Annotated in this window: 26 protein-coding genes and 1 tRNA gene; 20 read left to right on the forward strand and 7 right to left on the reverse strand. The window is 57.1% G+C overall.

The window, feature by feature from the left end; genetic code table 11:
• Nucleotides 1–72: 72 nt before the first annotated feature.
• The 14 genes from C7434_RS14970 to C7434_RS15035 all read left to right on the forward strand — a co-directional run bounded on the left by C7434_RS14970 (nt 73) and on the right by C7434_RS15035 (nt 11,208).
• On the forward strand, nt 73–651 hold the full coding sequence (locus C7434_RS14970) for a phage baseplate assembly protein V (RefSeq protein WP_133745668.1): 579 nt from the start codon (nt 73–75) through the stop codon (nt 649–651).
• Entirely contained in the window at nt 651–1,004 is a 354-nt protein-coding gene (locus C7434_RS14975; protein ID WP_133745669.1) for a GPW/gp25 family protein, read from the forward strand. The genes C7434_RS14970 and C7434_RS14975 overlap by 1 nt, the downstream gene beginning before the upstream one ends.
• Complete coding sequence (locus C7434_RS14980) at nt 991–1,908, forward strand: baseplate J/gp47 family protein (RefSeq protein WP_133745607.1); 918 nt, start codon at nt 991–993, stop codon at nt 1,906–1,908. The genes C7434_RS14975 and C7434_RS14980 overlap by 14 nt, the downstream gene beginning before the upstream one ends.
• Nucleotides 1,905–2,507, forward strand: a complete 603-nt coding sequence (locus tag C7434_RS14985; RefSeq protein ID WP_133745608.1) for a phage tail protein I — start codon at nt 1,905–1,907, stop codon at nt 2,505–2,507. The genes C7434_RS14980 and C7434_RS14985 overlap by 4 nt, the downstream gene beginning before the upstream one ends.
• A gap of 1 nt (nt 2,508) precedes the next feature.
• A complete protein-coding gene (locus C7434_RS14990) occupies nt 2,509–3,696 on the forward strand; it encodes a phage tail protein (protein WP_133745609.1) in 1,188 nt (395 codons plus the stop codon).
• A 4-nt stretch (nt 3,697–3,700) separates the two neighbouring features.
• Complete coding sequence (locus C7434_RS14995; protein WP_133745610.1) at nt 3,701–4,129, forward strand: tail fiber assembly protein; 429 nt, start codon at nt 3,701–3,703, stop codon at nt 4,127–4,129.
• A gap of 117 nt (nt 4,130–4,246) precedes the next feature.
• Complete coding sequence (locus C7434_RS15000; RefSeq protein WP_133745611.1) at nt 4,247–5,419, forward strand: phage tail sheath protein; 1,173 nt, start codon at nt 4,247–4,249, stop codon at nt 5,417–5,419.
• Between the two features lie 12 nt (nt 5,420–5,431).
• Nucleotides 5,432–5,947 (forward strand): phage major tail tube protein, encoded by a 516-nt coding sequence (locus tag C7434_RS15005; RefSeq protein WP_014605015.1) that lies wholly within the window; start codon nt 5,432–5,434, stop codon nt 5,945–5,947.
• A 58-nt stretch (nt 5,948–6,005) separates the two neighbouring features.
• Nucleotides 6,006–6,308 carry a phage tail assembly protein gene (locus tag C7434_RS15010; RefSeq protein WP_133745612.1) on the forward strand — a complete coding sequence of 101 codons (303 nt, stop codon included), beginning with the start codon at nt 6,006–6,008 and terminating at the stop codon, nt 6,306–6,308.
• A gap of 14 nt (nt 6,309–6,322) precedes the next feature.
• Entirely contained in the window at nt 6,323–6,445 is a 123-nt protein-coding gene (locus C7434_RS15015; RefSeq protein WP_013027006.1) for a GpE family phage tail protein, read from the forward strand.
• Nucleotides 6,438–9,350 carry a phage tail tape measure protein gene (locus C7434_RS15020; RefSeq protein ID WP_133745613.1) on the forward strand — a complete coding sequence of 971 codons (2,913 nt, stop codon included), beginning with the start codon at nt 6,438–6,440 and terminating at the stop codon, nt 9,348–9,350. Before C7434_RS15015 ends, C7434_RS15020 begins: the two co-directional genes overlap by 8 nt.
• A complete protein-coding gene (locus C7434_RS15025; protein WP_133745614.1) occupies nt 9,347–9,829 on the forward strand; it encodes a phage tail protein in 483 nt (160 codons plus the stop codon). The genes C7434_RS15020 and C7434_RS15025 overlap by 4 nt, the downstream gene beginning before the upstream one ends.
• Entirely contained in the window at nt 9,829–10,929 is a 1,101-nt protein-coding gene (locus C7434_RS15030; RefSeq protein WP_133745615.1) for a phage late control D family protein, read from the forward strand. The genes C7434_RS15025 and C7434_RS15030 overlap by 1 nt, the downstream gene beginning before the upstream one ends.
• 60 nt (nt 10,930–10,989) lie before the next feature.
• Entirely contained in the window at nt 10,990–11,208 is a 219-nt protein-coding gene (locus C7434_RS15035; protein ID WP_014605020.1) for an ogr/Delta-like zinc finger family protein, read from the forward strand.
• Between the two features lie 168 nt (nt 11,209–11,376).
• Here the strand turns inward: C7434_RS15035 and C7434_RS15040 are convergent.
• Nucleotides 11,377–11,452 (reverse strand) — tRNA-Ile (locus tag C7434_RS15040).
• 302 nt (nt 11,453–11,754) lie between these two features.
• Between C7434_RS15040 and mug the strand changes: the two genes are divergently transcribed.
• Complete coding sequence (gene mug / locus C7434_RS15045; protein WP_033739838.1) at nt 11,755–12,270, forward strand: G/U mismatch-specific DNA glycosylase; 516 nt, start codon at nt 11,755–11,757, stop codon at nt 12,268–12,270.
• 69 nt (nt 12,271–12,339) lie between these two features.
• Here mug and rpoD read toward each other — a convergent pair whose 3' ends face one another.
• The 3 genes from rpoD to rpsU all read right to left on the reverse strand — a co-directional run bounded on the left by rpoD (nt 12,340) and on the right by rpsU (nt 16,574).
• Nucleotides 12,340–14,184 (reverse strand): RNA polymerase sigma factor RpoD, encoded by a 1,845-nt coding sequence (gene rpoD, locus C7434_RS15050; protein ID WP_028723590.1) that lies wholly within the window; start codon nt 14,182–14,184, stop codon nt 12,340–12,342.
• Between the two features lie 312 nt (nt 14,185–14,496).
• Nucleotides 14,497–16,242 carry a DNA primase gene (gene dnaG / locus C7434_RS15055; RefSeq protein WP_033739835.1) on the reverse strand — a complete coding sequence of 582 codons (1,746 nt, stop codon included), beginning with the start codon at nt 16,240–16,242 and terminating at the stop codon, nt 14,497–14,499.
• Between the two features lie 116 nt (nt 16,243–16,358).
• Complete coding sequence (gene rpsU / locus C7434_RS15060; RefSeq protein WP_001144069.1) at nt 16,359–16,574, reverse strand: 30S ribosomal protein S21; 216 nt, start codon at nt 16,572–16,574, stop codon at nt 16,359–16,361.
• Nucleotides 16,575–16,852: 278 nt separating this feature from the next.
• On the opposite strand from rpsU, the gene tsaD reads away from it, so the two are divergent.
• Nucleotides 16,853–17,866: a tRNA (adenosine(37)-N6)-threonylcarbamoyltransferase complex transferase subunit TsaD gene (tsaD, locus tag C7434_RS15065; protein WP_006118207.1), complete on the forward strand. Its 1,014-nt coding sequence runs from the start codon at nt 16,853–16,855 to the stop codon at nt 17,864–17,866.
• 34 nt (nt 17,867–17,900) lie between these two features.
• Here tsaD and plsY read toward each other — a convergent pair whose 3' ends face one another.
• A complete protein-coding gene (gene plsY / locus C7434_RS15070) occupies nt 17,901–18,500 on the reverse strand; it encodes a glycerol-3-phosphate 1-O-acyltransferase PlsY (RefSeq protein WP_039342115.1) in 600 nt (199 codons plus the stop codon).
• A 108-nt stretch (nt 18,501–18,608) separates the two neighbouring features.
• Here plsY and folB point away from each other — a divergent pair, with 108 nt between their 5' ends.
• Nucleotides 18,609–18,968 carry a bifunctional dihydroneopterin aldolase/7,8-dihydroneopterin epimerase gene (gene folB / locus C7434_RS15075; protein ID WP_006118205.1) on the forward strand — a complete coding sequence of 120 codons (360 nt, stop codon included), beginning with the start codon at nt 18,609–18,611 and terminating at the stop codon, nt 18,966–18,968.
• Between the two features lie 193 nt (nt 18,969–19,161).
• Nucleotides 19,162–19,980, forward strand: coding sequence for an undecaprenyl-diphosphate phosphatase (gene bacA, locus C7434_RS15080; RefSeq protein WP_054633121.1), 819 nt, complete (start codon nt 19,162–19,164; stop codon nt 19,978–19,980).
• Nucleotides 19,981–20,008: 28 nt separating this feature from the next.
• Here the strand turns inward: bacA and C7434_RS15085 are convergent, their stop codons facing one another.
• Complete coding sequence (locus C7434_RS15085) at nt 20,009–21,226, reverse strand: multifunctional CCA addition/repair protein (protein ID WP_133745616.1); 1,218 nt, start codon at nt 21,224–21,226, stop codon at nt 20,009–20,011.
• Nucleotides 21,227–21,385: 159 nt separating this feature from the next.
• A complete protein-coding gene (locus tag C7434_RS15090) occupies nt 21,386–22,006 on the reverse strand; it encodes a TIGR04211 family SH3 domain-containing protein (protein WP_006118202.1) in 621 nt (206 codons plus the stop codon).
• 264 nt (nt 22,007–22,270) lie between these two features.
• On the opposite strand from C7434_RS15090, the gene C7434_RS15095 reads away from it, so the two are divergent.
• Both C7434_RS15095 and glnE read left to right on the forward strand, forming a co-directional pair.
• Nucleotides 22,271–23,581 carry an inorganic triphosphatase gene (locus tag C7434_RS15095; protein WP_133745617.1) on the forward strand — a complete coding sequence of 437 codons (1,311 nt, stop codon included), beginning with the start codon at nt 22,271–22,273 and terminating at the stop codon, nt 23,579–23,581.
• A 29-nt stretch (nt 23,582–23,610) separates the two neighbouring features.
• Nucleotides 23,611–26,463 (forward strand): bifunctional [glutamate--ammonia ligase]-adenylyl-L-tyrosine phosphorylase/[glutamate--ammonia-ligase] adenylyltransferase, encoded by a 2,853-nt coding sequence (gene glnE, locus C7434_RS15100; RefSeq protein WP_133745618.1) that lies wholly within the window; start codon nt 23,611–23,613, stop codon nt 26,461–26,463.
• Nucleotides 26,464–26,476 lie beyond the last annotated feature (13 nt).

Consider the following 26,476-nt stretch of genomic DNA (forward strand, 5'->3'; position numbering starts at 1 on the left):
CATTCCATTGTGTGAAAAACTAAACAATAGCACACGCTGACTTTAATCATGAAAAAGTGTCAGTCTCACGCCATGAACGAAAAATTTACCGAAATCATGCGCCTTATCACCAACCTGATCCGCACCGGCACCGTGTCCGAAGTTGATCCGGTTAACTGGCTGTGCCGGGTGAAAACGGGCGACCTCGAAACCAACTGGATCAACTGGCTCACCCTGCGCGCCGGTAATACGCGCACATGGTGGCAGCCCACCGTTGGCGAACAGGTCATATTGCTGAGCATGGGCGGCAATCTTGAAAGCGCCTTTGCGCTGCCCGCCATCTATTCCGATGCATTCCCGCCGCCTGCGAATTCAGAGAACGGCAGCGCCACACAGTACAGCGACGGCGGATTTTTTCAGTACGAACCGGCAACCGGCCAGCTGCTGATAAAGAACATCAAAAGCGTGCGCATCGAAGCGGCGGACGGCATTCAGCTGCTGACTGAGGCATTCGGCGTTGAGGCCGGTAAAACAACCCTCAACAGTGAAACGGCCATTAACGGCGCAGTCACACAGGGCGGCGGTGATATGAGTTCTAACGGCGTCGTGGTGCATACCCATAAACACGGTGGCGTGAAGTACGGCAATGACACATCAGGAGGCCCGGCGTGATGTATCTCGGCATGAACCGTGACACCGGCAAAGCGATTACCGATATCGATCATATTCGCCAGAGCGTCAGCGACATTCTGATGACCCCGGAGGGCAGCCGACTGGCGCGTCGTGAATACGGCTCCATGCTTTCCGCACTCATCGATCAGCCGCAGAACGGCGTCACCCGTATGCAGGTCATGGCGGCAACCTACACCGCACTGAGCCGCTGGGAGCCGCGCATCCGGCTGATTTCAGTGAATTACACAACGGCTTATGACGGTTCGATGGTCGTTGAGATAAACGCACAGCGTGCCGACGGTTCGCCGCTGGCAATGACCATACCAACGGGGGTGAACCGTGGCAGTGATTGATTTATCGCAGCTTCCCGCGCCGGAAGTCATTGAGGTGCCGGACTTTGAAACGCTGCTGGCCGAACGTAAAGAGAACCTGATTGCGCTGTATCCGGCTGACGAACAGGCCGCCATGCGCAGCGTGCTGGCGCTGGAATCCGATCCGCTGGTCAAGTGCCTGCAGGAAAACGTCTACCGCGAAATCCTGCTGCGCCAGCGCATCAACGAGGCGGCGCAGGCGGTCATGGTGGCCTATGCGCTCGGCACCGATCTGGATCAGCTGGCGGCTAACAACAACGTTAAACGCCTGACCATCAGCCCGGCTAACCCCGACGCCGTGCCGCCCGTGGCGGCGGTGATGGAGTCCGACGACGATTTACGCCTGCGCGTGCCGGGTGCCTTTGAGGGGCTGAGCGTGGCCGGGCCGACGGCGGCGTATGAGTTTTACGCCAAGAGTGCCGACGGGCGCGTGTCTGACGTGTCGGCAACGAGTCCGGCACCGGCGGAGGTGCTGATCACGGTACTGAGCCGGGACAACAGCGGGGCGGCAACGGATGATTTACTGAACGCAGTGAATGTTGCGTTAAATGCCGAGGAAGTGCGCCCGGTGGCAGACCGCGTAACGGTGCAGGCGGCCGCGATATTTGATTATCAGGTAAAAGCCACGCTGCACCTGTTTGACGGCGTGGCCGCAGGCCCGTGCCTGGAGGCAGCGCAGGCCGCAATGGATGCCTACCTGACTGACCAGAAAAAGCTGGGCCGCAGCGTGCGCCGCGAGTCTTACGGGGCGGTGTTGCGCGTGGCGGGCGTGGACTGGGTGGAAATCACCGAACCGGCGCAGGACATCATTCTGAACCGCACGCAGGCGGGCAACTGCACGGCGGTAGCTGTTACCGTTGCCTGCGATAACGGGGGCAAAGGATGAGCCAGAGCCTGTTGCCGCCCGCATCCTCGGCGCTTGAGCGCAGGCTTGCAGAGGCGTGCAGCGGCATAAGCGGGCTGGACGTCCCGCTGCGCGACCTGTGGAACCCTGCCGCCTGTCCGGTGTGGTTTCTGCCTTACCTTGCCTGGTCATTTTCGGTGGACCGCTGGGACGAGGCCTGGACAGAAACCGTTAAACGCCGCGTGGTGATGGATGCCTTTTACATCCATCAGCATAAAGGCACCATCACTGCCGTGCGCCGAGTGGTGGAGCCGTTTGGCTTCCTGATCCGTGTGCTGGAGTGGTGGAAAACCGGCGAAGCGCCCGGCACGTTTCGCCTGGATATTGGCGTGCAGGAACAGGGTATTACCGAGGAAACCTATCAGGAGCTTGAGCGGCTTATCAGCGATGCCAAGCCCTGCAGCCGTCACATGCTGGGAATGAGTATCAACCTGCAGAGCAACGGCACGGTGATGACGGGTGCCGGGGCTTACGTGGGCGAAATCATGACGGTTTACCCCTACACGCCGGAAGTTATTGAAACCGGCGGCAGTGCGGTGACGGGTGCGACACTTCATTTAACAGACATACTGAGGGTTTAACATGGCAGCAAAATTTTACGCCCTGCTTACCCTGCGCGGGCAGGCCAAACTGGCGCAGGCCGCCGCGCTGGGAACGCAGCTGAAAATCACGCATATGGGCGTTGGCGACGGTGGCGGCGTGCTTCCCACGCCTGACGCCACGCAGACACGTCTGGTGCGCGAGGTTCGCCGCGCAGCGGTCAACTCGCTGATCATCGACCCTGTAAACGCCAGCCAGATTATTGCCGAGCAGGTCATCCCCGAAGATGAGGGCGGGTGGTGGATTCGGGAAATCGGCCTCTATGACGATGCCGGAGAGCTTATTGCGGTGGCGAACTGCGCCGAAACCTATAAGCCTAAACTGGCAGAAGGTTCCGGCCGCACGCAGGTTATCCGCATGATCCTGATTGTGAGCAGCACGGACGCGGTGACCATCAAAATTGACCCCTCGGTGATTCTGGCTACGCGCCAGTATGTGGATAACGCGGCCATTGAGGTGCGCGCTTACGCTGACGGCCTTATGGCAAAGCACCTCGCCGCCGCTGATCCGCATTCACAGTATGCCCCTAAGAAAGACCCGGTTCTGAGCGGCACGCCTAAAGCCCCGACCCCGGCAGCCGGTGACAGCACCACGCAGATTGCGACCACGGCGTTTGTTATGGCCGCGCTGGCAAAGCTGGTTGACTCATCACCGGCGGCACTGGACACGCTTAACGAGCTGGCCGCTGCGCTCGGCGGCGATCCGAACTTTGCCGCCACGATGACCAATGCGCTGGCAGGTAAGCAGCCGCTGGACAACACCCTGAGCAGCCTGAGCGGAAAAAGCGTGACCGCGCTGCGTGACTTCCTGCAGCTGGGAAACGCTGCGCTGAAAAACACCGGCACCGGATCCGGGCAAATACCGGACATGAGCGCCTTTGAAGGCGGGGCGAATTACTTCCGTCTGCCGGGCGGGCGTATTGTCCAGTTCGGCATCATCGGATTCAACGTCGGAAACTACCGGACAAAGGTCAGTTTTCCCATTGCGTTTCCAGCTTCCTGCGACAACATCCAGCTGTCGTGGATGGATGCCTCGGTAGATCTAAGCGGCGAAAAAACCAACGTTGATTTTGGGGTTGTCGCGGATGATTTATCGCGGAAAACCGGTTTCAGCGTCTGGATGAGCGGATCGGGCGGCTTCAACCTTTACTGGATGGCAATCGGGAGATAACCCTATGAGCGAAACGTATTTCTACAGCGCGTCAACGAACTGCTTTTACCCGCAGTCGATGAGAGCAGCGTATGAAAGCCAGGGCGGCTGGCCTGCTGACTGTGCAGAGGTATCCGGCGCGGTGGCGGCTGAGTTTATGGGCGCCGCACCGGAGGGCAAGTACCGCGCACCCGGCACCGGTGGTGCTCCTGCGTGGGTGGATTTGCCGGAACCGACGCGGGACCAGCTGGCCGCGGCTGCCGCAAGCCGCAGACAGGCTTTGCTTACCGCCGCCACGGCGGCCATTGCCCCGTTACAGGATGCCGTTGATCTGGATATGGCACAGGAGGCGGAAAAGGTGCAGCTGACCGCCTGGAAAAAATATCGCGTACTGATAAACCGTATCAGCCCGGCTGATGCGCCGGACATCAGCTGGCCCGACACCCCCGTATGATAAAAGGCCCGCTGCGGGCCTTTTTCCTTTGTGTCATCTGCCAGACAATGGCCGCAGGGTGCGCCCGCGCGCCATCCCTTTCACCATAGCGGAACCCCTTAACAGAGGATCTGCTCTATGGCACAGGATTATCATCACGGCGTGCGCGTTATTGAAGTCAACGAAGGCACCCGAACCATTACCACCGTCAGCACGGCCATCATCGGCATGGTCTGTACCGCCGACGACGCCGACGCGACAGCGTTTCCGCTCAACCGCCCGGTTTTACTCACCGACGTCACAACTGCCATCGGCAAGGCCGGTAAAACCGGTACGCTGGCCGCTTCACTGGACGCCATCGCCGACCAGGCAAAACCGCTCGTCGTCGTTGTGCGCGTCGCGCAGGGCGAAACCGAGGCGGAAACCACATCCAACATCATCGGCGGCGAGACCGCAGACGGGATGCGCACCGGCATGAAAGCACTACTGGCCGCGCAGAACGTCTGCGGCGTCAAACCGCGCATTCTCGGCGTGCCGGGGCATGACACAAAGGCGGTGGCAACTGAGCTGCTGAGCGTCGCGCAGACCCTGCGCGCGTTTGCGTATATCTCCGCTTACGGCTGCAAAACGGTTTCAGAAGTCATCGCCTACCGCGCTAATTTCAGCCAGCGCGAAGGGATGCTCATCTGGCCTGATTTCATCAGCTTTGACACCGTACTGAACGCTGACGCGACGGCGTATGCCACCGCCCGCGCGCTCGGACTGCGCGCCAAAATTGACGAGGCGACCGGCTGGCACAGGTCCCTGTCTAACGTCGGCGTGAACGGCATCACCGGCATTTCAAAAGACGTGTTCTGGGATTTACAGGATCCGGCAACCGATGCGGGTCTGCTGAACCAGAACGACGTCACCACGCTTATCCGCAAGGACGGTTTCCGCTTCTGGGGTTCGCGCTGCCTGAGCGATGATCCGCTGTTTGCCTTTGAGTGCTACACCCGCACGGCGCAGGTGCTGGCCGACACGATGGCCGAGGCGCAGCTGTGGTCCGTTGACGGCGCGCTGAATCCGTCGCTTGCCCGCGACATTATCGAAAGTATCCGCGCCAAGCTGCGCAGCATGGTGAATCAGGGCTATCTCATCGGCGCAGACTGCTGGCTGGATGACACCGTGAACACCAAAGACACGCTAAAGGCCGGGCAACTCATTATTGATTATGACTACACGCCGGTGCCGCCGCTGGAAAACCTGATGCTGTGCCAGCGCATTACTGACCAGTACCTGGTCAACTTCGCCGCCAGCGTTAAAGCATAAGGAGCTGAACACATGGCCTTACCCCGTAAGCTAAAACACCTGAACCTGTTCAACGCAGGCAACAACTGGCAGGGGCTGGTTGAGTCCCTGACGCTGCCAAAGCTGACCCGCAAGTTTGAGAAGTATCGCGGCGGCGGCATGGCCGGTGCGGTTGATATTGATATGGGCCTGGATGATGGCGCGCTGGACACGGAATTTACCGTCGGCGGCACCGAGGCGCTGCTGTTTAAGCAGCTGGGCGCGGAAACCGTGGACGCGGTGCAGCTGCGCTTTACCGGCTCCATCCAGCGCGACGACACCGGCGAGGTGCAGGCGGTGGAGCTGGTCACCCGTGGCCGTTACAAGGAGCTGGATTCCGGCGAGTGGAAAACCGGCGATGCCAACACGACAAAGGTTTCCGCGACCAACAGCTACGCCAAGCTGACCATTAACGGCGAAGTGCTCTATGAGGTGGATCTGGTCAATATGGTTCACATCGTGGACGGCAAAGACATGATGGAAGCGCACCGAAGCGCACTGGGCCTGTAATCACGGCGGCAGGCGCTGGCCTGCTGCTTTTATCAATTTTATTCGGTGGATTAAGAACATGAGCGACATCAAAAACGAAAAAACCGTCACCCTCGACGCCCCAATCAAACGCGGCAAAACCGAGATTAAAGAGATTGTCCTGCGCAAGCCGCAGTCCGGCGCACTGCGCGGCGTGCGCCTGCAGGCGCTGATGGAAATGGACGTCAACGCCGTGATGGCCGTGCTGCCGCGCGTGTCAACGCCTGCGCTGACCGTGCAGGAGGTCAACGAAATGGACCCCGCCGATTTACTGGCGCTGTCGGTGGAGGTGGTCACTTTTTTGTTGCCGAAGTCGGCGCTGTCGGCTTTCCCGCAGAGCTGACCGTTGACGATCTGGTGGCAGACATCGCCACCGTGTTTCACTGGCCGCCGCCGGTCATGTTCGCGGAATCGCTGGCGGACGTGCTGATGTGGCGGCACAAAGCGATCCTGCGTAACGGAGCCGGTGACGATGAGTGACAGAAACCTGCGCCTGCAGGTGGTATTAAGCGCGGTGGATAAACTTACCCGCCCGTTTCGAAACGCGCGCGACGGCTCCAGGGAGTTGTCCGCCGCCCTCAAAGCCAGCAAAGACAGCCTGAAAAGTCTGAACGATCAGGCCGGGCGCATTGACGGCTTTCGCAAAACACGCCAGCAGCTTGCCATCACGGAGCGCAATCTTGCCTCGGCCCGGCAGGAGGCCGCCGCACTGGCGACGCAGTTTGCCGCCACCAACCGCCCCACGGCACAGCAGTCCCGTTTACTTGAGCAGGCAAAAAACCGTGTTAATGACCTGCAGCAGAGCTACAACGGCCTGCTGCGCTCGGTGCAGCAGCAGCGCGGCGCGCTGACCGCCGCCGGTATTGATACAAAGCAGCTGAGCGCGGCACAGCGTCGCCTGAAAACTGACGCCAGCGCCGCAACGGAGGCGATTGAGCAGCAGCAGCGTGAGCTGAAAAAGCTGGGCGAGCGCCAGGCTAAATTGCGCGCCGTGCGTGAGCGCTACGGCAAAACGCTGGAGGCCCGCGATAAGGTGGCCGGAGCCGGGGCGACAGCCACGGCGGCGGGCATGGCAATGGGCGTGCCGTTTGCGGCAGCAATTAAAGCCTCGGCGGATATGGAAGACGCCATGAAGGGCGTGGCTAAGCAGGTCAACGGCCTGCGCGATGACAAGGGCAACCGCACCGCGCAGTTTTACGACATGCAGGCCGCCATCAAGGCCGCCAGTGAGCAACTGCCGATGGAGCACGGCGCGGTTGACTATGCCGCGCTGGTTGAGGGCGGCGCGCGCATGGGTGTCACCAACCAGAATGATTCTTACGCCGACCAGAAGCGCGATTTACTGGCCTTTGCCACCACGGCGGCCAAGGCGTCCACGGCGTTTGAGCTGCCCGCCGACCAGCTGGCCGAGGGGCTGGGTAAAATCAGCCAGCTGTACAAGATACCGACCCGCAACATTGAGCAGCTGGGCGATGCGCTGAACTATTTAGACGATAACGCCATGTCGAAAGGCGCAGACATTATCGACGTGCTGCAGCGCATGGGCGGCAACGCCGACCGGCTGGACTTTCGCAAGGCGGCGGCGCTGGGTTCAACCTTCCTTTCACTCGGTGCCACCTCTGAGATTGCGGCGAGTTCGGCCAACGCGATGGTGCGCGAGCTGTCGATTGCCACCATGCAGGGCAAGCGCTTTCAGGAAGGCATGACGCTGCTTAAGCTGGACCCCAAAAAGATTGAAAAGCAGATGACCACGGACGCGATGGGGACCATCATCAGCGTGCTGGAGAAGGTCAAAAAGCTGCCGGAAAACAAACGTCTGTCTGCACTAACGATGATATTCGGCAAGGAGTTCGGCAAGGATGCGGCGAAACTCGCCAACAACCTGCCGGAGCTGCGCCGACAGCTGGCCCTGACGCAGGGTGATGCGGCCAAAGGCTCGATGCAGAAAGAATCTGACATCAACAAAGATTCCCTTTCCGCACAGTGGATGCTGACCAGAACAGGCGTAGCCAACACCATGAGCGGCCTGGGCGACACGCTGCGCCAGCCGCTGATGGACATCATGGGGGCGATTAAAAAAGTCACCGGCATGGCGGCGCAGTGGATCGAGAAAAACAAGGCGCTGGCTGGCGCACTGGTGAAAGTCGGCGCGGCGGTGTCTGCCATCGTCATCGGGCTGGGAACGTTAGCCATCGGCTTTGCTGCCATTGTCGGGCCGATGGCGGTTATCAGGCTGAGTATGGCAACGCTGGGCTTTAAGGGCGTGGGCGCTTTCGGGATGATCGGTAAGGCATTGCGTATTGTCGGCAGCGGTATCCTGTGGCTGGGCCGCCTGATGTTTGCCAACCCGATTCTGGCCGTTATTGGCCTGATCGCAATGGGTGCAGTTTACATCTGGCGTAACTGGGACACCTTCGGGCCGAAGTTTGCGGCACTGTGGAAGCAGGTGACAGATAACACGTCGGCGGCATGGGAGGCCATCAAAGGCAAAATAGCTGGTGCGTGGATGTGGGTTAAATTCCTGTTCGCGGATGGCGCGCTGCAGGGAATCATCGGCAAAGGTTGGGATGCGATACGCGACGGCATCGCCGGGGCATGGCAAAGCATTAAGATAGCCGTGTCGCAAAAGTGGGATGAACTGGTTAACTCGGCCAGCACGCTGCCGGAGCGGTTCAAAGAAGCGGGCAGCAACATGATCAGCGCCATGCTCGACGGCATCACGGCCAAATGGGAAGCGCTTAAGGCCAGGCTGTCATCCATGACAGACCTGCTGCCGGACTTCATGAAACCGTCCGGCGACAAGTCTGCGGTCCCTGCCGCGACCAGTGGCGGTACACACCCCGACAGCCCGGTGGTCCCGCCGCGTCCGTTAAGGGTTTTCAGCCTTCTGCCTGATTTCATGAGGCCAGACGCCGGAGCGTCAGACCGGCCCGCCGCTGTCGCCGGGAGTGCCAAAACGGCGACCGGTTTTGCCGGGCTGTTTGATAACGGCGGCTATATTCCTTCTGGTCAGTATGGCATCGCGGGCGAGAACGGGCCGGAGCTGGTCAACGGCCCGGCGCACATTACCAGCCGCCGCCGTACTGCCGCACTGGCCGCCTCGGCGGCGCTGGCGATGGGTATGGCCGCCGCACCTGCGGCTGCGCGCCCGCTGCACCCGATGAGTCTGCCCGCCGGTAGCCACGCGCAGAACAACGGAGCACAGCAAAGCGCCCTGAACGCCGCGCCTGTCACCATTCACGCGCCCATTACCATTCATCAGCAGCCAGGCCAGAGCGCGCAGGACGTGGTGGCAGAGGTGATGCGGCAGCTGGATGCAAGAGAGCGCCGGGCGAAAGCCCGCGCGCGGAGTTCTTACCGTGATCAGGGGGGATTAGACGAATGATGATGACGCTGGGGCTGTTCGTTTTCATGCTGGAAACGGTGCCTTATCAGGAGCTGCAACTGCAGCGCAGCTGGCGGTTTCCGTCCAACAGCCGCGTGGGCTTTCGCCCGTCGCTGCAGTTTGCCGGGCCGGACACCGACACGCTGACGCTTTCCGGCGTGCTGCTGCCGGAGCTGACCGGCGGCAGATTATCGCTGTATGCGCTGGAGCAAATCGCGGAGCTGGGGCGCGCGTGGCCACTGATTGAGGGCAGCGGCACCATTTACGGCATGTTCGTGATTGAGAGCCTGAGCCAGACAAAGGCCGAGTTTTTCAGTAACGGCGCGTGCAGGCGGATTGAGTTCACGCTCACGCTTAAGCGCGCCGATGAATCGCTGGGCGAGATGTTCGGCAGCCTGAGCGGCCAGCTTGACGCCATGAAAAGCTCGGCGGCAGGCGTGGCTGGCAAAGTCACTGCAGTAGCGGGAGGGCTTTTCTGATGATGCAGGCAGAAAGCTGGGTAAAAGGGGCGGCCAGCGCCCCGACGTTTCGCCTCACGATGGCAGGCGCAGACGTCACGCAGACCATACAAAAGCGGCTCATCAGCCTGACGCTGACCGATAACCGGGGCTTTGAGGCCGACCAGCTTGATATTGAGCTGGACGACGCGGACGGCCTGCTGCAGCTGCCGCGCCGGGGCGTTGTTTTAAAGCTGGCGCTGGGCTGGGAGGGTGAACCGCTTATCGTCAAGGGCAGTTACACGGTTGATGAGATTGAGCACAGCGGCATGCCCGACAGGCTGACGCTTCGCGCCCGCAGCGCCGATTTCCGCCAGACCCTGAACACCAAGCGCGAAAAATCGTGGCACAAAACCACGGCAGGCGAAATTGCGAAAGCCATTGCGGAAAGGCACAAGCTGGATTTAGCGCTGGGCGCAGACGTTGAGAAAATGGCAATCGACCACATCGACCAGACCAACGAATCCGACGCCAGTTTTCTGATGCGCGTGGCCCGCCAGTGCGGTGCGCTGGCCTGCGTCAAGGACGGCAAGCTACTGTTTATCCGGCAGGGGCAGGGCAAAAACGCCAGCGGCAGGGCGCTGCCGGTCATCACCATTCAGCGCCGCGATGGCGACAATCACCGCTTTACCTTGGCTGACCGTGACGCTTACACCGGCGTGATAGCCAGCTGGCTGCATACGCGCGAGCCAGCGAAAAAGCCGGAAATAAAGGTAAAGCGACGCCGCAAAACCACGGCGAAGAAAAAAGAGCCGGAAGCGAAACAGGGTGATTATCTCGTCGGCACCGACGAAAACGTACTGGTGCTGAGCCGCACCTATGCCAACCGTTCAAACGCAGAGCGGGCAGCAAAAATGCAGTGGGAACGGCTGCAGCGTGGCGTAGCAACCTTCTCGATCCAGCTGGCGCGCGGGCGTGCTGAGCTTTATACCGAAATGCCGGTAAAGGTGACGGGGTTTAAAAAGCAGATTGATGACGGCGAATGGATCATTACCACGCTGACGCACAGCCTGAGCGCCGACAGCGGCTACACGACCAGCATAGAGCTGGAAGTGAAAACTGATTCATTGCAAATGGAATGAGATGTATCTCAAAACAAATGTTTGTGTATAATTGATTAAAAATGCGATGGGGCTTAAGCGATGATGAATTGTCCTATGTGTGGTAATGCCGCACACACGAGAAGTAGCTTTCAGGTATCTAAAAATACTAAAGAGCGTTATAACCAGTGCCAGAACATTAACTGCAGTTGTACCTTTAAATCACATGAAACTGTGACTGACATAATCATGACACCAGGAAAAGTGGCTAGCGTCCCGCCCCACCCTGATCGAGGTTCTCAGCAAGTCTTATGGATGTAAAAAATGCCCGCTTAGCGGGTTTTTTTTGCCCCTCGCAAGAGAAAAGTTGATGGACATTGAAATATGCAAAAAAAAAGTCTGCTGCCATTTTGCTGCCATCGAGACTGCAGCCAACAAAAAAGCCACCCTTGATAGGTGGCTTAACTGCATGATTTTCATGACTAAATCTGGTGGCCCCTGCTGGGTTTGAACCAGCGACCAAGCGATTATGAGTCGCCTGCTCTAACCACTGAGCTAAGGGGCCAATGGAGCGGGGATTATAAAGTATCTGTTCGGGGCAATCCAGCGTTGTTCGGCTGGTTGCTGAAATAAGCAGCAATGTTTTACTTGCTGATAACTATGATAAAACCGCCAAAAACGCTACGCTGATACGCAGCATCGTCACATGCGCGATGAAGCGCGATTGTCTTATTGGGCTTAACAGTAGGAAAGACAGCCGCGATCACGACATTGCTCCGCAAATAAGCGTTAACCACTGGCAAGATTATGACGAATACGGATTCTTTGCGTGAGCGGCCAGGACGCAGCGCAAAGCCAGGAGGCCCCATGAGCGAACACAACATCACCGATATCATTGCACCGGACCTGAACGTCCTCTTCTGCGGCATTAATCCCGGTCAGTCGACCGCGCACACCGGCTATCATTTTGCCCATCCCGGCAATCGCTTCTGGAAGGTGATTCACCTGGCAGGGTTTACGGTGCAGCAACTGAAGCCGGAAGAGGAGCAGCGCTTACTGGAGACCGGCTGTGGTATTACGATGCTGGTCGAGCGCCCGACCATCCAGGCAAATGAACTGGCCAGTGATGAGCTACGTGATGGCGGTCAGCGGCTGATGGACAAGGTTCTATGCTATCAGCCTGCCGCGCTGGCTATCCTGGGCAAAGATGCCTTTAAACGCGCGTTTCGTCAGAGCAAAGTGCAATGGGGCGAGCAGCCGATCTACATGGGGAAAACCCAGGTGTGGGTGTTGCCGAATCCCAGCGGATTAAACCGGGCCTCACTGGAAGAGATGGTGGCGCTATATCGCCAGATGTACGAGGCGTTACAGCTGCGGCATTAATGTTGGCGGTTTGGAAAAGGGCAGGGCAGCAGGCATAAAAAACCCCGGCGAACCGGGGTTTTAACAGGCTTAATCGTCGAGGAAGCTACGCAGCACTTCCGAGCGGCTCGGGTGGCGCAGTTTACGCAGGGCTTTCGCTTCAATCTGACGAATACGCTCACGGGTAACGTCAAACTGTTTGCCCACTTCTTCTAACGTGTGGTCGGTGTTCATATCGATACCGAAACGCATGCGCAGCACTTTGGCTTCACGCGCGGTCAGGCCAGCCAGCACGTCGTGGGTCGCAGAACGCAGGCTCTCAGAGGTCGCAGAGTCCAGCGGCAGCTCCAGCGTGGTGTCTTCGATAAAATCACCCAGATGTGAATCTTCATCATCACCAATCGGCGTCTCCATAGAGATAGGCTCTTTGGCAATCTTCAGCACCTTGCGGATCTTATCTTCTGGCATCAGCATACGCTCAGCCAGTTCTTCTGGCGTCGGCTCACGGCCCATCTCCTGCAGCATCTGGCGCGAAATACGGTTGAGTTTGTTGATGGTCTCAATCATATGCACCGGAATACGGATGGTACGCGCCTGGTCAGCGATAGAACGGGTAATCGCCTGACGAATCCACCATGTGGCGTAGGTCGAGAACTTGTAGCCGCGACGGTATTCAAACTTATCAACCGCTTTCATCAGACCGATGTTACCTTCCTGAATCAGATCCAGGAACTGCAGACCACGGTTGGTGTATTTCTTGGCGATTGAAATCACCAGACGCAGGTTAGCTTCAACCATCTCTTTCTTCGCGCGGCGGGCTTTCGCTTCACCGATCGACATCCGACGGTTGATGTCTTTCACCTGCTCGATGGTCAGGCCGGTTTCTTCTTCAATCTGTGCCAGCTTCTGCAGCGAACGCATCACGTCATCCTGCACGTCCAGCAGTTTTTCAGACCATGGCTTGTTCATCGCCAGTGCGGCTTTGAACCAGCTCTCGTTGGTCTCGTTACCGGTGAACAGCGTAATGAAGTTTTTCTTCGGCATTTTGCACACTTCAATACACAGCTTCATGATCAAACGCTCCTGGGTACGGACACGTTCCATCATTTCGCGCATGTTGTTCACCAGGTAGTCGAACTGCTTCGGTACCAGGCGGAACTGTTTGAAGACGTCAGACAGGTTCTGGATCTCAGCGACAGAGGCCGCATGGCTGCGTCCTTTGCTCTTGATCACATCGCGCGTCGTTTCGTATTGCGTACGCAGGTCAGAGAACTTCTCGCGCGCCAGTTCCGGGTCGATAGAGTTATCGTCGTCAGAGCTGTCGTCGTCGCTCTCTTCGTCGTCATCGTCGTCGTCATTACGATCTTCTTCGGACAACTCAGAACCGACGTGGGTAGCGGTCGGTGCCAGGTCTTCTTCTGCGTTAGGATCGACAAAGCCAGTGATAAGGTCTGACAGACGCGACTCACCGGCTTCAACACGATCGTACTGATCCAGCAGGTAGGTAATGGCTTCCGGATATTCAGCAACGGAACACTGAACCTGGTTGATACCGTCTTCAATACGCTTCGCGATGTCGATTTCGCCTTCGCGGGTCAGCAGTTCAACGGTACCCATTTCACGCATGTACATGCGAACCGGGTCGGTGGTGCGGCCAATTTCAGATTCAACGCTGGATAATACCTGAGCGGCAGCTTCCGCGGCATCTTCGTCAGTATCGGAGCTGTTTTCATTCAGCATCAGATCGTCGGCGTCCGGGGCTTCTTCAACCACCTGGATGCCCATGTCGTTAATCATCTGGATGATGTCTTCGATCTGATCGGAGTCGACGATATCTTCCGGCAGATGGTCATTGACCTCAGCATAGGTCAGATAGCCTTGCTCCTTACCACGGGTGACAAGAAGCTTGAGCTGTGACTGCGGGTTTTGCTCCATAAGACGGTATCCACACTTCTGTTAATTAGATTGGTGTCGGTCGGCAGCGAGCCAACAATAACATTGAAGGCATTTCGTTCTCGCCGCTGCCTTCGTCGCGGCCTGGGCTTTGCCCATTAGTAATCGGCACTTAAGCCGCAAATTTTATGTCGGGCCTGGCTTACTCGTCATTTTTGCCTCTGACAGTGCTCGTCATCCTCACGTACATCAGTACGCTCCGGTGACTGCGCGCTTTCAGCGACAAAACCTGCTTCGCCCTGAATAACTAAACCTGCCGCTCCGGTTACGGGCAGCAGCAGGTAGGGTAACCTGTTACTTTTTCGCGAAGGCCTGGCTCAGTGTCCAGAGCTCGCGACGTTCATCGGTGCTGAGTCCATGGGTGCGTTCTCGCGCAATCAGGAACTCCAGTCGTTCTTCCAGAGCCGCGTCATAAATACTGGCCAGGGAATCCTGGAACACCGCTTCGCTCTCTTCATCCACTATCATGTGGTTCCACACGGCCAGTGTTTCAAGCGTTTGGCTAAAATTTGTTCCGCGATATAACTCTAGTAGCTGACCGGTGGTCAATCCAGGATTCTCGTTACAGCGCTTCACTAATTCAATAAATAGCGGTAAACCGGCTATTTTTGACTCGGCCAGCCCATCCAGTGCAGGGACCAGACTTGCCAGTTGTGGATTCTGAATCAGCAACGCCACCAGAACGCGCATTGTGGTGCGTTTCAGCGGCGGAGCAACCGGTGCGCTTGCGCCCTGTGCCTGTTTAGGCATCAGCTTTTCAAGCTGCGCATCATCCAGAATACCGAGTTTGTTGCCCAGTTCCTGACGCAGATAAATGCGTAACGTTTCACCAGGAATCTGCGTGATCAGTGGCAATGCCAGTGTACTTAAACGCGCTTTGCCGTCACGAGAGCTTAAATCGACCTGCGGCAACAGGCTGTCGAACAAAAACGAAGAGAGCGGCATAGCCTGCTCCATCCTCGCTTCGAATGCGGCTTTACCTTCTTTGCGAACCAACGTATCCGGGTCTTCGCCGTCAGGTAAAAACATAAAGCGTAGTTGACGACCGTCATTCATGTAAGGCAATGCGGTTTCAAGCGCTCGCCAGGCGGCTTCACGTCCGGCGCGATCGCCGTCGTAACAGCAAATCACGTTATCCGTACTGCGAAACAGCAACTGAATATGTTCAGCCGTGGTCGATGTACCCAGTGAGGCAACCGCGTAGTCCACGCCGTATTGCGCCAGGGCAACGACATCCATATAGCCTTCCACCACTAACAGGCGTTTCGGTTCAGGATGATTTTTTAAGGCTTCATACAGGCCATACAGCTGACGACCTTTATGAAAAACAGGCGTTTCGGGCGAGTTAAGATACTTCGGCGTATCATTACCCAGCACGCGGCCGCCAAAGCCGATAACGCGGCCTCGCTTATCGCGGATGGGAAACATCACACGCTCGCGAAAGCGATCGTAAACCCGGCCTTTGTCATTACTGACCAGCATGCCCGCTTCCATTAATGACTCGCGATCTTCCGGCTGCTTACCAAAGCGTTTGAGAACATTGTCCCAACCGGCGGGGGCATAACCTATCGCGAAATGATTAATGATATCGGCGCTCAGGCCGCGATGTTGAAGATAATCGCGCGCTGACTGGGCACTGGATTGCTGCAAACTCTGCTGATAAAAACCGTTAAGGTTGTCCATCAGTTGGTACAGGCTCTGGCGCTGATGGCGTTCCATCGGGCTGGGCCCGTTACCCGCTTCGTAAGGGACATCTAACCCGTGAGAAGTGGCTAACTCTTCGATACTTTCAACAAACTCCAGACGATCGTAGTTCATCAGAAAGTCGATGGCATTACCGTGCGCACCACAACCAAAACAGTGATAAAACTGTTTTTCGCCATTTACGGTAAAAGAGGGGGTTTTCTCATTATGAAAAGGACAGCACGCATGATAATTCTTTCCCTGCTTTTTTAGCTTTACGCGAGCATCGATCAACTCCACGATGTCCGTGCGGGCAAGTAAGTCATTGATAAATACGCGTGGAATTCGTCCTGCCATAAGCCCCGTTTTTTCAGCTCATAAACGACAACAAGCCGCGCTTCCTTTCGGAAAGCACGGCCTTTTACTTGACTCGGTCTGCGTTTATCACGCTGTGGAGGCGAACCTCCGGGATATTAGTACAGACGAGTGCGGCGTGCGTTTTCGCGAGCCAGTTTTTTGGCATGACGCTTAACTGCAGATGCTTTAGCGCGCTTACGCTCGGTCGTTGGTTTTTCATAAAACTCACGACGACGAACTTCAGCCAGAACGCCTGCTTTCTCGCAAGAACGCTTAAAGCGACGCAGTGCTACGTCGAACGGCTCGTTTTCACGTACTTTAATTACCGGCATGTAACTCTCACCTCAATAAAATTCGGTTTTTCTGCTGACTGCGGCGCCAGCACATTTCAAAATGGTGCAGCATTTTACTCCAACTCGCGTCGGCTTGTAAAGCACCATGGATAATTAAGAACCAACAGGAGCGTATGCCTGTGCGGCTGCCGGTTTTTTCCAGGGGCGGGAGTATAGCGCACTCTTTAGGCAGCAGAAAATGACTTTTTGCGTGGATTGAGTCCTCTTTTTGCACAGTGGCTATGCTAAACTGCGCGCCGCAAGAATGAGGTGAAGCAATGCGAATTCTGGGTATTGAAACATCGTGCGATGAAACCGGCATCGCAATCTATGATGACGAGGCTGGCTTAGTCGCGAACCAGCTCTACAGCCAGGTAAAACTGCATGCCGATTACGGCGGCGTGGTACCGGAACTGGCTTCGCGCGATCACGTACGTAAAACGGTGCCCCTGATTCAGGCGGCGCTGAAACAGGCGGATTTAGCGCCGCAGCAGATTGATGCGGTGGCCTATACGGCGGGGCCGGGCCTGGTCGGCGCGTTGCTGGTGGGCGCGACGATTGGGCGCGCGCTGGCCTTTGCGTGGAAGGTGCCTGCGGTGCCCGTGCATCATATGGAAGGCCATCTGCTGGCGCCGATGCTGGAAGACAATCCACCCGCCTTCCCGTTTGTGGCCTTGCTGGTTTCTGGCGGCCACACGCAGCTGATCAGCGTTACCGGCATTGGTGAATATGTACTGCTGGGCGAGTCAATTGACGATGCCGCAGGCGAAGCCTTCGATAAAACCGCCAAATTGCTGGGGCTGGATTATCCCGGCGGTCCCATGCTGTCGAAAATGGCGCAGCAGGGCACGGCTGGACGCTTCACGTTCCCGCGTCCGATGACCGATCGTCCGGGGCTGGATTTCAGTTTCTCGGGCCTGAAGACCTTTGCGGCGAATACCATTCGTGGCCATGACGATGACGCGCAAACCCGTGCCGACATCGCCCGTGCGTTTGAAGATGCGGTGGTGGATACGTTGGCCATCAAATGCAAACGCGCCCTGGATGAAACCGGTTTTAAGCGGCTGGTGATTGCGGGCGGCGTAAGTGCCAACCGTACGCTGCGCGAGCAAATGGCGGTCATGATGCAGAAGCGCGGTGGTGAGGTATTTTATGCCCGTCCTGAATTTTGCACCGATAACGGTGCCATGATTGCCTACGCGGGCATGGTGCGTCTGAAAGGCGGTACGCGGGGAGAGCTGGGCGTAAGCGTCAGGCCGCGCTGGCCGCTGGCCGAACTGCCTGCCATCTGACAGAAAAAAGCCGGTCAACCGGCTTTTTTTACGCTTACTGTTTCTTTTTGCGCTTCCAGATTTTATTTTCCTGACGACGCCACAGACGTTGGATGTTGTCATGATGTCGCAGCAAAATCAGGCAGGAGAGCATGGAAACCGGGAACGTAAACTGCGGTTTAAACCACCAGACATAGAACGGCGCAATCAGGGCGCTGACAATCGCCCCAAGCGATGAGTAACCGCTGAGCAGCACGGTCAAGAGCCAGGTGCCGGTCATCAGCCCGGTCAGATCCCAGCCGATAGGCGCGATAGCACCAAACGCGGTCGCCACGCCTTTCCCGCCTCTGAAGCGGAAAAACACCGGATAAATATGGCCCAGACAGGCGGCAATGGCGGTTAAGCCCAGGTAGAGCGGGGGCACGTGAAGCAGGTACGCCAGCCAGACAGGCACCATACCTTTCAGAATATCGAATACCAGCACCGTTGCTGCCGCCGCTTTGCCGCCAAGGCGCAGCACATTGGTGGCACCCGGGTTGCCTGAACCGTGGGTGCGGGGATCGGGTAGCCCGGCGAGTTTGCATACCAGAATCGCACTGGAGATGGACCCACACAGATACGCGAAAATAATCATACCAAGCGCGAAAGCACTCATAACACCGTCCCGTTTCCTTTGGGGTCGTTTTGATCACGTCAACTATGGATAATACGCACAATCTGCCGGAAGTGGTATCCGGCCTGGCCAAAAACAGAGAGCACCGTCATGGATATCGTCTTTATAGAACAACTCACCGTCTTCACTACAATTGGCGTTTACGACTGGGAGCAGGGGATTCAGCAGAAGCTGGTGATCGATATCGAAATGGCGTGGGATAACCGCCAGGCGGCCGCCAGTGACGATGTTAAGGATTGTCTGAGCTACGCCGACGTCTCTGAGGCGATCCTGACACATCTGACGGGCGGACGTTTTGCACTGGTCGAACGCGTTGCCGAAGAAATTGCGGATCTGTTGATGAACCGTTTCAATTCGCCCGGTGTGCGTATAAAGGTAGCAAAACCGGGCGCTGTAGCGCAGGCCGCGCAGGTTGGCGTGCGAATTGAGCGCGGGACTATTCCTAAATAGTGATGATGTGATTGCCATCACAATGAAACCAAACCAAATTATGGTCTGTCTCAGCAGGTGCCGTTTCGTTATAACAAACTCAATGGCAAGCGAGCTTAATGTTATATTCAGGCTGGACAGATAAGATTCAAGGCGATAGCGCGACTGCTAGCGCCTTTTTCATGGTTTTAAAACGGACAGAGGAAATACATTGATGGCAGATATTCATCAGCTGTGGGTAGCTGCAATCCTGGGCGTGGTAGAAGGGCTGACCGAGTTTTTACCGGTCTCTTCCACCGGGCACATGATTATAGTGGGGCATTTGCTTGGCTTTGAGGGTGACAAAGCCGAAACCTTTGAAGTCGTGATTCAGCTAGGCTCCATTCTGGCGGTAGTCGTGATGTTTTGGCGGCGTTTGTTTGGCCTGATCGGCATTCACTTTGGCGAAGTCAAACACGAAGGGACAGGAACCGGTCGCTTAACGCTGATTCATATCCTGCTGGGCATGATTCCTGCTGTCGTGATAGGGCTGGTCTTACACGATCAAATTAAAACGCTGTTTAATCCGATAAATGTTATGTATGCGCTGGTGGTCGGCGGTTTGCTGCTGTTAGCGGCGGAATTCCTGAAGCCAAAACAGCCAAAATCCGTTGGCGTGGATGACATTACCTATCGTCAGGCGTTTATGATCGGCTGCTTCCAGTGTCTGGCGCTGTGGCCGGGCTTCTCGCGTTCAGGTGCCACGATTTCAGGCGGAATGCTGATGGGCGTGAGTCGCTATGCGGCGTCCGAGTTCTCCTTTATCCTCGCCGTACCGATGATGATGGGGGCGACCGGGCTGGATCTGTACAAGAGCCTGGGCTTCCTGAGCATGGCCGACTTCCCGATGTTTGCAGTGGGTTTTATCACTGCCTTTGTCGTCGCGATGATTGCGATCAAAGTGTTCCTGGAGCTGATCAAACGCATCTCTTTCGTATCGTTTGCGGTCTACCGCTTTATCGTAGCGGCTGCGGTTTACATGCTGTTCACGTAAACCCAACGCGGCCAGGCCACTGGCCGCGTTAACCTCTGCCTTCGGCAACGGCGTCGATGCGGCGCCGCGTCAGCTCTTCCCGCACCGCACTCCCTTTAAAGCCCGCCTCAACCACCGCTTTCGATGACACGGCCTGCGCCCGCGCAAATGCGCGTCGCAGATAGTTACCCTGTGGATACGGCATGCTGGCGAGCCCACCGCGCCCACGGGCATCGGCTTCGCTACACAGCGCCAGTTGATGCACGCGTTCAGGCTTACGCCATGCGTCGAGACGGTCAAATAACGCCACAATCGCCTCAGAAGGCAACTGCTCAATAGTGTGCATCGTGTCGTGGAATTCGGTTACCAGCAGGGCTAAATCGCGAATGGCATTCGGCACGCGCAAACGCTCACAGAGTGCGGCAACCAGCGGCACACCGGCGGGGCCATGACCGCGATGGCTGGGCCACTTTTCAACGGGCGTTAACGCTTTGCCTACATCGTGAAACAGCGTGGCAAAACGTACATCAATGGCCTCACTTAAGGCGGCGGACAGCGTCAATGCCATCAGCGTATGCACGCCCGTGTCAATTTCAGGATGCCATCTGGCGGGGGCGGGGATGCCATAAAGGTTATCGATTTCCGGGAACAGCACCTTCAGGGCACCGCAGTCACGCAGCACCTGAAAATAGACCTGAGGATTATGCGAGGACAGCGCTTTTTCGGTCTCTTTCCACACGCGCTCAGCGGTAAGATCGGCCAGCTCGCCGCTCTCCACCATTTGCCGCATCAGCGCCTGGGTTTCATCGGCAATGCGAAAGTTAAGGTGGGCAAAGCGCGCAGCAAACCGCGCCACGCGCAGCACGCGCAGCGGATCTTCACTAAAGGCTTCTGAAACGTGGCGCAGCAGTCGGTCAGCAATATCCTGTTGCCCCTGGTAGGGATCATAGAGCGTGCCGTTTTCATCGCGGGCGATGGCGTTGATCGTCAGATCGCGGCGTTGTAAATCCTGCTCCAGCGTGACGTCCGGGGCCGACCAGGTGGTAAAACCGGTATAGCCTTTGCCGTTTTTGCGTTCGGTGCGCGCCAGTGCATATTCTTCGCGGCTGTCAGGATGCAGAAACACCGGAAAATCGCGGCCCACCTGATGATAGCCCTGTTCCAGCATGCTTTCTGGCGTTGCGCCCACGACCACCCAGTCTTTGTCTTTAACCGGCAATTTCAACAACGCATCACGTACCGCACCGCCAACAAGAAACGTCTTCACGCACCACTCCAGAGATAAATAAGCGACCTGCGCGTCTGCGGGCGTCCTGCACCTGAATTCAGACGGGCACAACCCTTATTGTTACACAAATTCGACATATTGCAGACAGGCCAAAAGGGGCATCTTGCGATCCCCTTTTGCAGCGAGCGGTGGAAAAGGTTAGTTCATCCAGCGATCGTTTTTCTTACGACGCGGCACCATATGCGGCAGCAACAGACCCAGCAGCAGGCCCACGCCGAGCACGCCGCCACCGTACATAAACCACTGCATGATGATCGTGCGCTGTTTGTCATCCAGCTGAACGTTAGCGGCATTGACCTTCTTCTGGGCCACGATCAGTTCGTTCTTCAGCTTCTGATTTTGCTCTTTCAGCCCATTGATGACGCTGTCGCTGCTGGCCACTTTATTCTGCATCTCGGCCGTGCGCTGGTTCCAGCTGTTGTCAATGTTCGCTAACTTAGCCGTCAGGTCTTTAACCTGTTGTTCTAACTGAGGCACCCGGGTGCGCAGGCTGGGATTTTCACTCAACTGCGACAGGGGAATCCAGACGGTGCGGCCTTCCGCATCGCGCACCTGGCCATATTTGGTGGCGTCATTGGTTTGTAGCAGTTCGACCTGTTCACCCGCGTTCAGCTTACCGAGCAGGCGAAACTGGTCGCCGGGGCCGCTGCGAACCCAGGTGGATAATTCGTCAGAAACATAGCGTTTTTGATCGGCATGAGCAGGTGTAAGGGCGCTGAGGGCCAGCAAAGTGATTCCAGCAAGTGTGATTTTTTTCATTCGATTTCGTTTTGTTTAAAAATAAAGATAATTTACCGGCACAGTCTGTAGAGGCTTCGCATAAATCTGAATGAGAACTATCCTGGTCTCATAACAGTGCGAAAAGGCGAGCGAAAGCAGAAAGAAACCAGAGACAGCAAGGCTTCTGTGCATTACTCTTCGCCTGAAAACCCGCATCTTCGGCTCAGTGGATGCAGCAGAAGATAACCTTAAACGGGCAGGGAATATATCCTCAAGTGCCAGCGACGTAGTGAATAAAAAAATATGACCATCGAGATTGAGCTTAAGTTCATTGCAAAACCCAACGCTGCCGGGAAACTGGCAGAGAAGCTGGCGGCTTTTCCGCATCAGCATCAGGCAGCGCGCCAGCTGACCAATATCTATTTTGAAACCGACGATAACCAGTTACGTCGGTGGAACATGGGCTTACGTATTCGCGGCGTGGACCAGCGTTACGAAATGACGCTGAAAACGGCCGGCAGTACGCTGGGCGGTTTACATCAGCGCGGCGAATACAACGTTGACCTGACGGAACATACGCTGGATATCAGCCGTCTGCCCGCCGACATCTGGCCAGAGGGAACGGATATCGCGGCCTTGCAGCAGCGCCTGAACCCGCTGTTCAGCACGCATTTTGACCGTGAAATCTGGCTGGTGACGGCAGGTAAGAGCGAAGTGGAAATCGCGTTCGATAAAGGCGAGGTCGCGGCCGGTGAGCATCAGGAAGCGCTGTCAGAAGTCGAACTGGAGTTAAAAAGCGGTGAGCGCAGCGATATGCTGGCGTTTGCGCAGCAGCTGATTGCCGTGGGCGACCTGCGTATGGGCAGCCTGAGCAAAGCGGCACGCGGCTATCAGCTGGCGAAAGGTAACCTTCCACGTGAATTACGTGCTTTTCCGCTTTTGAAAGCCGGACCGAAGGCGACGGTGGAAGCTGGCATGGTGGCGGCAATGGCCGCTGGCCTGGAGCACTGGCAATATCATGAAGAAGTGTGGTTACGGGGCAATAAGCGCGCGCGGGAATCAGTACGTGAAGCGCTGGACGTGCTGCGCCAGGCCTTTGCGCTCTTTGGTGCGTTAGTGCCGCGTAAGGCCAGTAGCGATCTGCGTCAGAAGCTGACGACGCTGGAAGAAACGCTGCTGAATGAAGACGTGGATGCAGACAGCTTCTGCTTCTCTACTCGCTCCGTAGAAACTCAGTTAGCACTTACTCACTGGCTGGCTGAGGCACAATGGACGCCGTGGATTGATCATAAGGGGCAAGCCAAGCTGCAAGGTTCCTTCAAGCGTTTCGGCGATATCATGCTGGGCCGCATTAATGCCGATCTGAAAGAAACCTTTGCCACCATTCATCAGGCGAATGAATATCAGGACAAAGCCACGCGTCTCGATCGACAATTACTGGCCGTTCATTTGCTGGCGGGCGCTTACTCGCCGGACGCGGTAGAGCACTGGCTGGCCCCGTGGCAGCAGCTACAGCGCGCCATACACGAAAAGCAGCACGTCAGCTTAGACGGCTTAACCGCGCAGGCAATGAAACAACCGCCGTTCTGGTTAACCAGCGGCTCGCCGCGCTGAATCTAACAGCACGCTATCAGGGAGAGAACATGTTGCCAGCCTTACCTACCGTATTGCGTACTCAGGCCGAGCGGGCGGTCGAACAGTCAGGTCTTACCGGTTCTGCTCTTACGGAAGAGCAACTTGCCGGTCTGGCCTTCAGCGATTTCGTGCTCGACAACCTGCAGCAGAACCCGGACTGGTGGCAGGCGATCGCTGACCGCTCGCCTCAGCCTGAAGAGTGGCGGCACTATGCGCAGTGGCTGAGTGGTGACATGGCGGCGGCAGACAGCGAAGCCAGTCTGATGCGCGTGCTGCGCCTGTTTCGGCGTCGGATGCTGGTGCGCATTGCCTGGATGCAGTGCCTGCATCACGCCAGCACAGAACAGACGTTGCAACAGCTGAGTGTACTGGCGGAGGTCCTGATCAGTGCGGCGCGTGACTGGGTTTATCAGGACTGCTGTCGTGAGTTTGGCACGCCGTGTAATGCCGCGGGTGAGCCTCAGCCGCTGCTGATCCTGGGCATGGGAAAACTGGGCGGCGGCGAGCTGAATTTCTCCTCTGATATCGATTTAATTTTTGTCTGGCCCGAGAACGGCAGTACCCGTGGCGGTCGGCGTGAACTCGACAATGCGCAATTTTTTACCCGTATGGGGCAGCGCCTGATCAAGGTGCTCGATCAGCCCACCGCGGACGGGTTTGTTTACCGGGTGGATATGCGTTTACGGCCCTTTGGCGACAGTGGGCCGCTGGTGATGAGCTTTGCCGCGCTGGAAGATTATTACCAGGAGCAGGGGCGCGACTGGGAACGCTATGCCATGGTGAAAGCCCGACTGATGGGCGATGATCAGGATCGCTGGAGCCAGGAGTTGCAGCAGATGCTGCGGCCGTTTGTCTATCGCCGCTACATTGATTTCAGCGTGATTCAGTCGTTACGTAACATGAAGGCGATGATCTCACGTGAAGTGCGCCGCCGTGGCCTGAAAAATAACATCAAGCTGGGGGCGGGCGGCATCCGCGAAACGGAGTTTATCGTCCAGGTCTTTCAACTGATTCGTGGTGGACGTGAGCGCTCGCTTCAGCTCAGAGCCTTGCTGCCCACGCTTTCCGCCATTGAATCCCTGGGCTTACTGCCACCGGAGCAGGTTGCTGCACTGCGCGAGGCCTACCTGTTTTTGCGGCGGCTGGAAAACCTGCTGCAAAGCCTGGCCGATGAACAAACGCAAACGCTGCCGGAAGATGCCCTGCACCGCGCCCGACTGGCCTGGGCGATGCAGTGTCAGGACTGGTCAGAACTTAGCGCAAAACTGGATATGCACATGGCCGCCGTGCGGGCAATCTTTGACGAGCTGATCGGTGAAGATTCGCCGGATGTTGGCGATCAACCCGAGCTGGCCGATTTTAATATGCTCTGGCAGGACAGTCTGGAAGACAGCGAGCTGGCCCCGCTGGTTCCTCAACTGGACGCGGAACATTGTCAGGCGCTCAATCAGTCACTGGAAGCGTTTCGTCAGGATATCAGCCGCCGTTCCATTGGTCCGCGCGGCCGTCAGGCACTGGATCAGCTGATGCCGCGCCTGCTGAGCGAAGTCTGTCTGCGCAGCGATGCGGCCGTCACCTTTAGCCGGCTGGCACCGCTGCTGCTCAGCGTGCTGACGCGCAGTACCTATCTGGAGCTGCTGACGGAATATCACGGAGCCCTGCGGCACCTGATCCGTCTGTGTGCAGCCTCGCCGATGGTGGCAAGCCAGCTGGCGCATTATCCGCTGCTGCTGGATGAGCTTCTCGATCCCGCCACGCTGTATCAGCCCACCGCGACGGATGCCTATCGTGATGAACTGCGCCAGTACCTGATGCGCATTCCCGCCGATGATGAAGAGCAACAGCTTGAAGCGTTACGCCAGTTTAAACAGGCGCAGATGTTACGCATCGCGGCAGCCGACATTGCAGGGACATTGCCAGTGATGAAAGTGAGCGATCACTTAACCTGGCTGGCCGAAGCCATCATTGAATCGGTGGTGCAACAGGCCTGGAATATGATGGTGCAGCGTTACGGTCGGCCTTCGCATCTGGTGCAGGAGCACGAGCGGGGCTTTACCGTGCTGGGCTATGGCAAGCTGGGTGGATGGGAGCTGGGTTACAGCTCCGATCTTGATCTGGTTTTTCTGCACGACTGCCCGCTGGACGCGGTGACCCAGGGCGAACGCAGCATTGACGGCCGACAGTTTTATCTGCGGCTGGCCCAGCGCATCATGCACCTGTTTAGCACCCGCACCTCATCCGGGATTTTGTACGAAGTGGATGCGCGCCTGCGTCCTTCCGGTGCGGCGGGCATGCTGGTCAGCACGTTCGACGCTTTTGATGACTATCAACGTAACGAAGCCTGGACATGGGAACATCAGGCGCTGGTGCGTGCCCGGGTTGTCTTCGGTGAGCCCGCCCTGAGCGAACGTTTCAACGCCATTCGCCGGGCGATTCTCTGCCTGCCCCGTGAACCGGCGGCGTTGCAAACCGAGGTCAGGGAGATGCGTGATAAAATGCGCGCGCATCTGAGCAATAAGCATAAAGGGCGCTGGGAGATCAAAACCGACGAAGGCGGCATTACCGATATCGAGTTTATTGCCCAATATCTGGTACTGCGCTATGCCGCAGCAGAGCCTGCCTTAACGCGCTGGTCGGACAATGTGCGGATCTTTGAACTGATGGCAAACCATCAAAAAATGGCAGACGACGAAGCGGCGGCGTTAACCCATGCCTATGTCACGCTGCGCGATGCCTTGCACCATCTGGCGCTGCAGGCGCTGCCGGGACACGTCGAACCGGATGCCTTTGCGCAGGAAAGAGCGTCGGTCAACGCCAGCTGGCAGCGGTGGTTGCAGTCAGCAGAATCTCTCACGGCGTGATGCTGATAGCAAC

Source organism: Pantoea sp. PNA 14-12, assembly GCF_004364735.1.
Lineage (GTDB): Bacteria > Pseudomonadota > Gammaproteobacteria > Enterobacterales > Enterobacteriaceae > Pantoea > Pantoea stewartii.

Bases quoted from the DNA above. Each gene is read 5' to 3' on its own strand.
- C7434_RS14970 (WP_133745668.1), top strand. From the start codon at position 73: ATGAACGAAAAATTTACCGAAATCATGCGCCTTATCACCAACCTGATC.
- C7434_RS14975 (WP_133745669.1), top strand. From the start codon at position 651: ATGTATCTCGGCATGAACCGTGACACCGGCAAAGCGATTACCGATATC.
- C7434_RS14985 (WP_133745608.1), top strand. From the start codon at position 1,905: ATGAGCCAGAGCCTGTTGCCGCCCGCATCCTCGGCGCTTGAGCGCAGG.
- C7434_RS14990 (WP_133745609.1), top strand. From the start codon at position 2,509: ATGGCAGCAAAATTTTACGCCCTGCTTACCCTGCGCGGGCAGGCCAAA.
- C7434_RS14995 (WP_133745610.1), top strand. From the start codon at position 3,701: ATGAGCGAAACGTATTTCTACAGCGCGTCAACGAACTGCTTTTACCCG.
- C7434_RS15000 (WP_133745611.1), top strand. From the start codon at position 4,247: ATGGCACAGGATTATCATCACGGCGTGCGCGTTATTGAAGTCAACGAA.
- C7434_RS15005 (WP_014605015.1), top strand. From the start codon at position 5,432: ATGGCCTTACCCCGTAAGCTAAAACACCTGAACCTGTTCAACGCAGGC.
- C7434_RS15010 (WP_133745612.1), top strand. From the start codon at position 6,006: ATGAGCGACATCAAAAACGAAAAAACCGTCACCCTCGACGCCCCAATC.
- C7434_RS15020 (WP_133745613.1), top strand. From the start codon at position 6,438: ATGAGTGACAGAAACCTGCGCCTGCAGGTGGTATTAAGCGCGGTGGAT.
- C7434_RS15025 (WP_133745614.1), top strand. From the start codon at position 9,347: ATGATGATGACGCTGGGGCTGTTCGTTTTCATGCTGGAAACGGTGCCT.
- C7434_RS15030 (WP_133745615.1), top strand. From the start codon at position 9,829: ATGATGCAGGCAGAAAGCTGGGTAAAAGGGGCGGCCAGCGCCCCGACG.
- C7434_RS15035 (WP_014605020.1), top strand. From the start codon at position 10,990: ATGATGAATTGTCCTATGTGTGGTAATGCCGCACACACGAGAAGTAGC.
- mug (WP_033739838.1), top strand. From the start codon at position 11,755: ATGAGCGAACACAACATCACCGATATCATTGCACCGGACCTGAACGTC.
- rpoD (WP_028723590.1), bottom strand. From the start codon at position 14,184: ATGGAGCAAAACCCGCAGTCACAGCTCAAGCTTCTTGTCACCCGTGGT.
- dnaG (WP_033739835.1), bottom strand. From the start codon at position 16,242: ATGGCAGGACGAATTCCACGCGTATTTATCAATGACTTACTTGCCCGC.
- rpsU (WP_001144069.1), bottom strand. From the start codon at position 16,574: ATGCCGGTAATTAAAGTACGTGAAAACGAGCCGTTCGACGTAGCACTG.
- tsaD (WP_006118207.1), top strand. From the start codon at position 16,853: ATGCGAATTCTGGGTATTGAAACATCGTGCGATGAAACCGGCATCGCA.
- plsY (WP_039342115.1), bottom strand. From the start codon at position 18,500: ATGAGTGCTTTCGCGCTTGGTATGATTATTTTCGCGTATCTGTGTGGG.
- folB (WP_006118205.1), top strand. From the start codon at position 18,609: ATGGATATCGTCTTTATAGAACAACTCACCGTCTTCACTACAATTGGC.
- bacA (WP_054633121.1), top strand. From the start codon at position 19,162: ATGGCAGATATTCATCAGCTGTGGGTAGCTGCAATCCTGGGCGTGGTA.
- C7434_RS15090 (WP_006118202.1), bottom strand. From the start codon at position 22,006: ATGAAAAAAATCACACTTGCTGGAATCACTTTGCTGGCCCTCAGCGCC.
- C7434_RS15095 (WP_133745617.1), top strand. From the start codon at position 22,271: ATGACCATCGAGATTGAGCTTAAGTTCATTGCAAAACCCAACGCTGCC.
- glnE (WP_133745618.1), top strand. From the start codon at position 23,611: ATGTTGCCAGCCTTACCTACCGTATTGCGTACTCAGGCCGAGCGGGCG.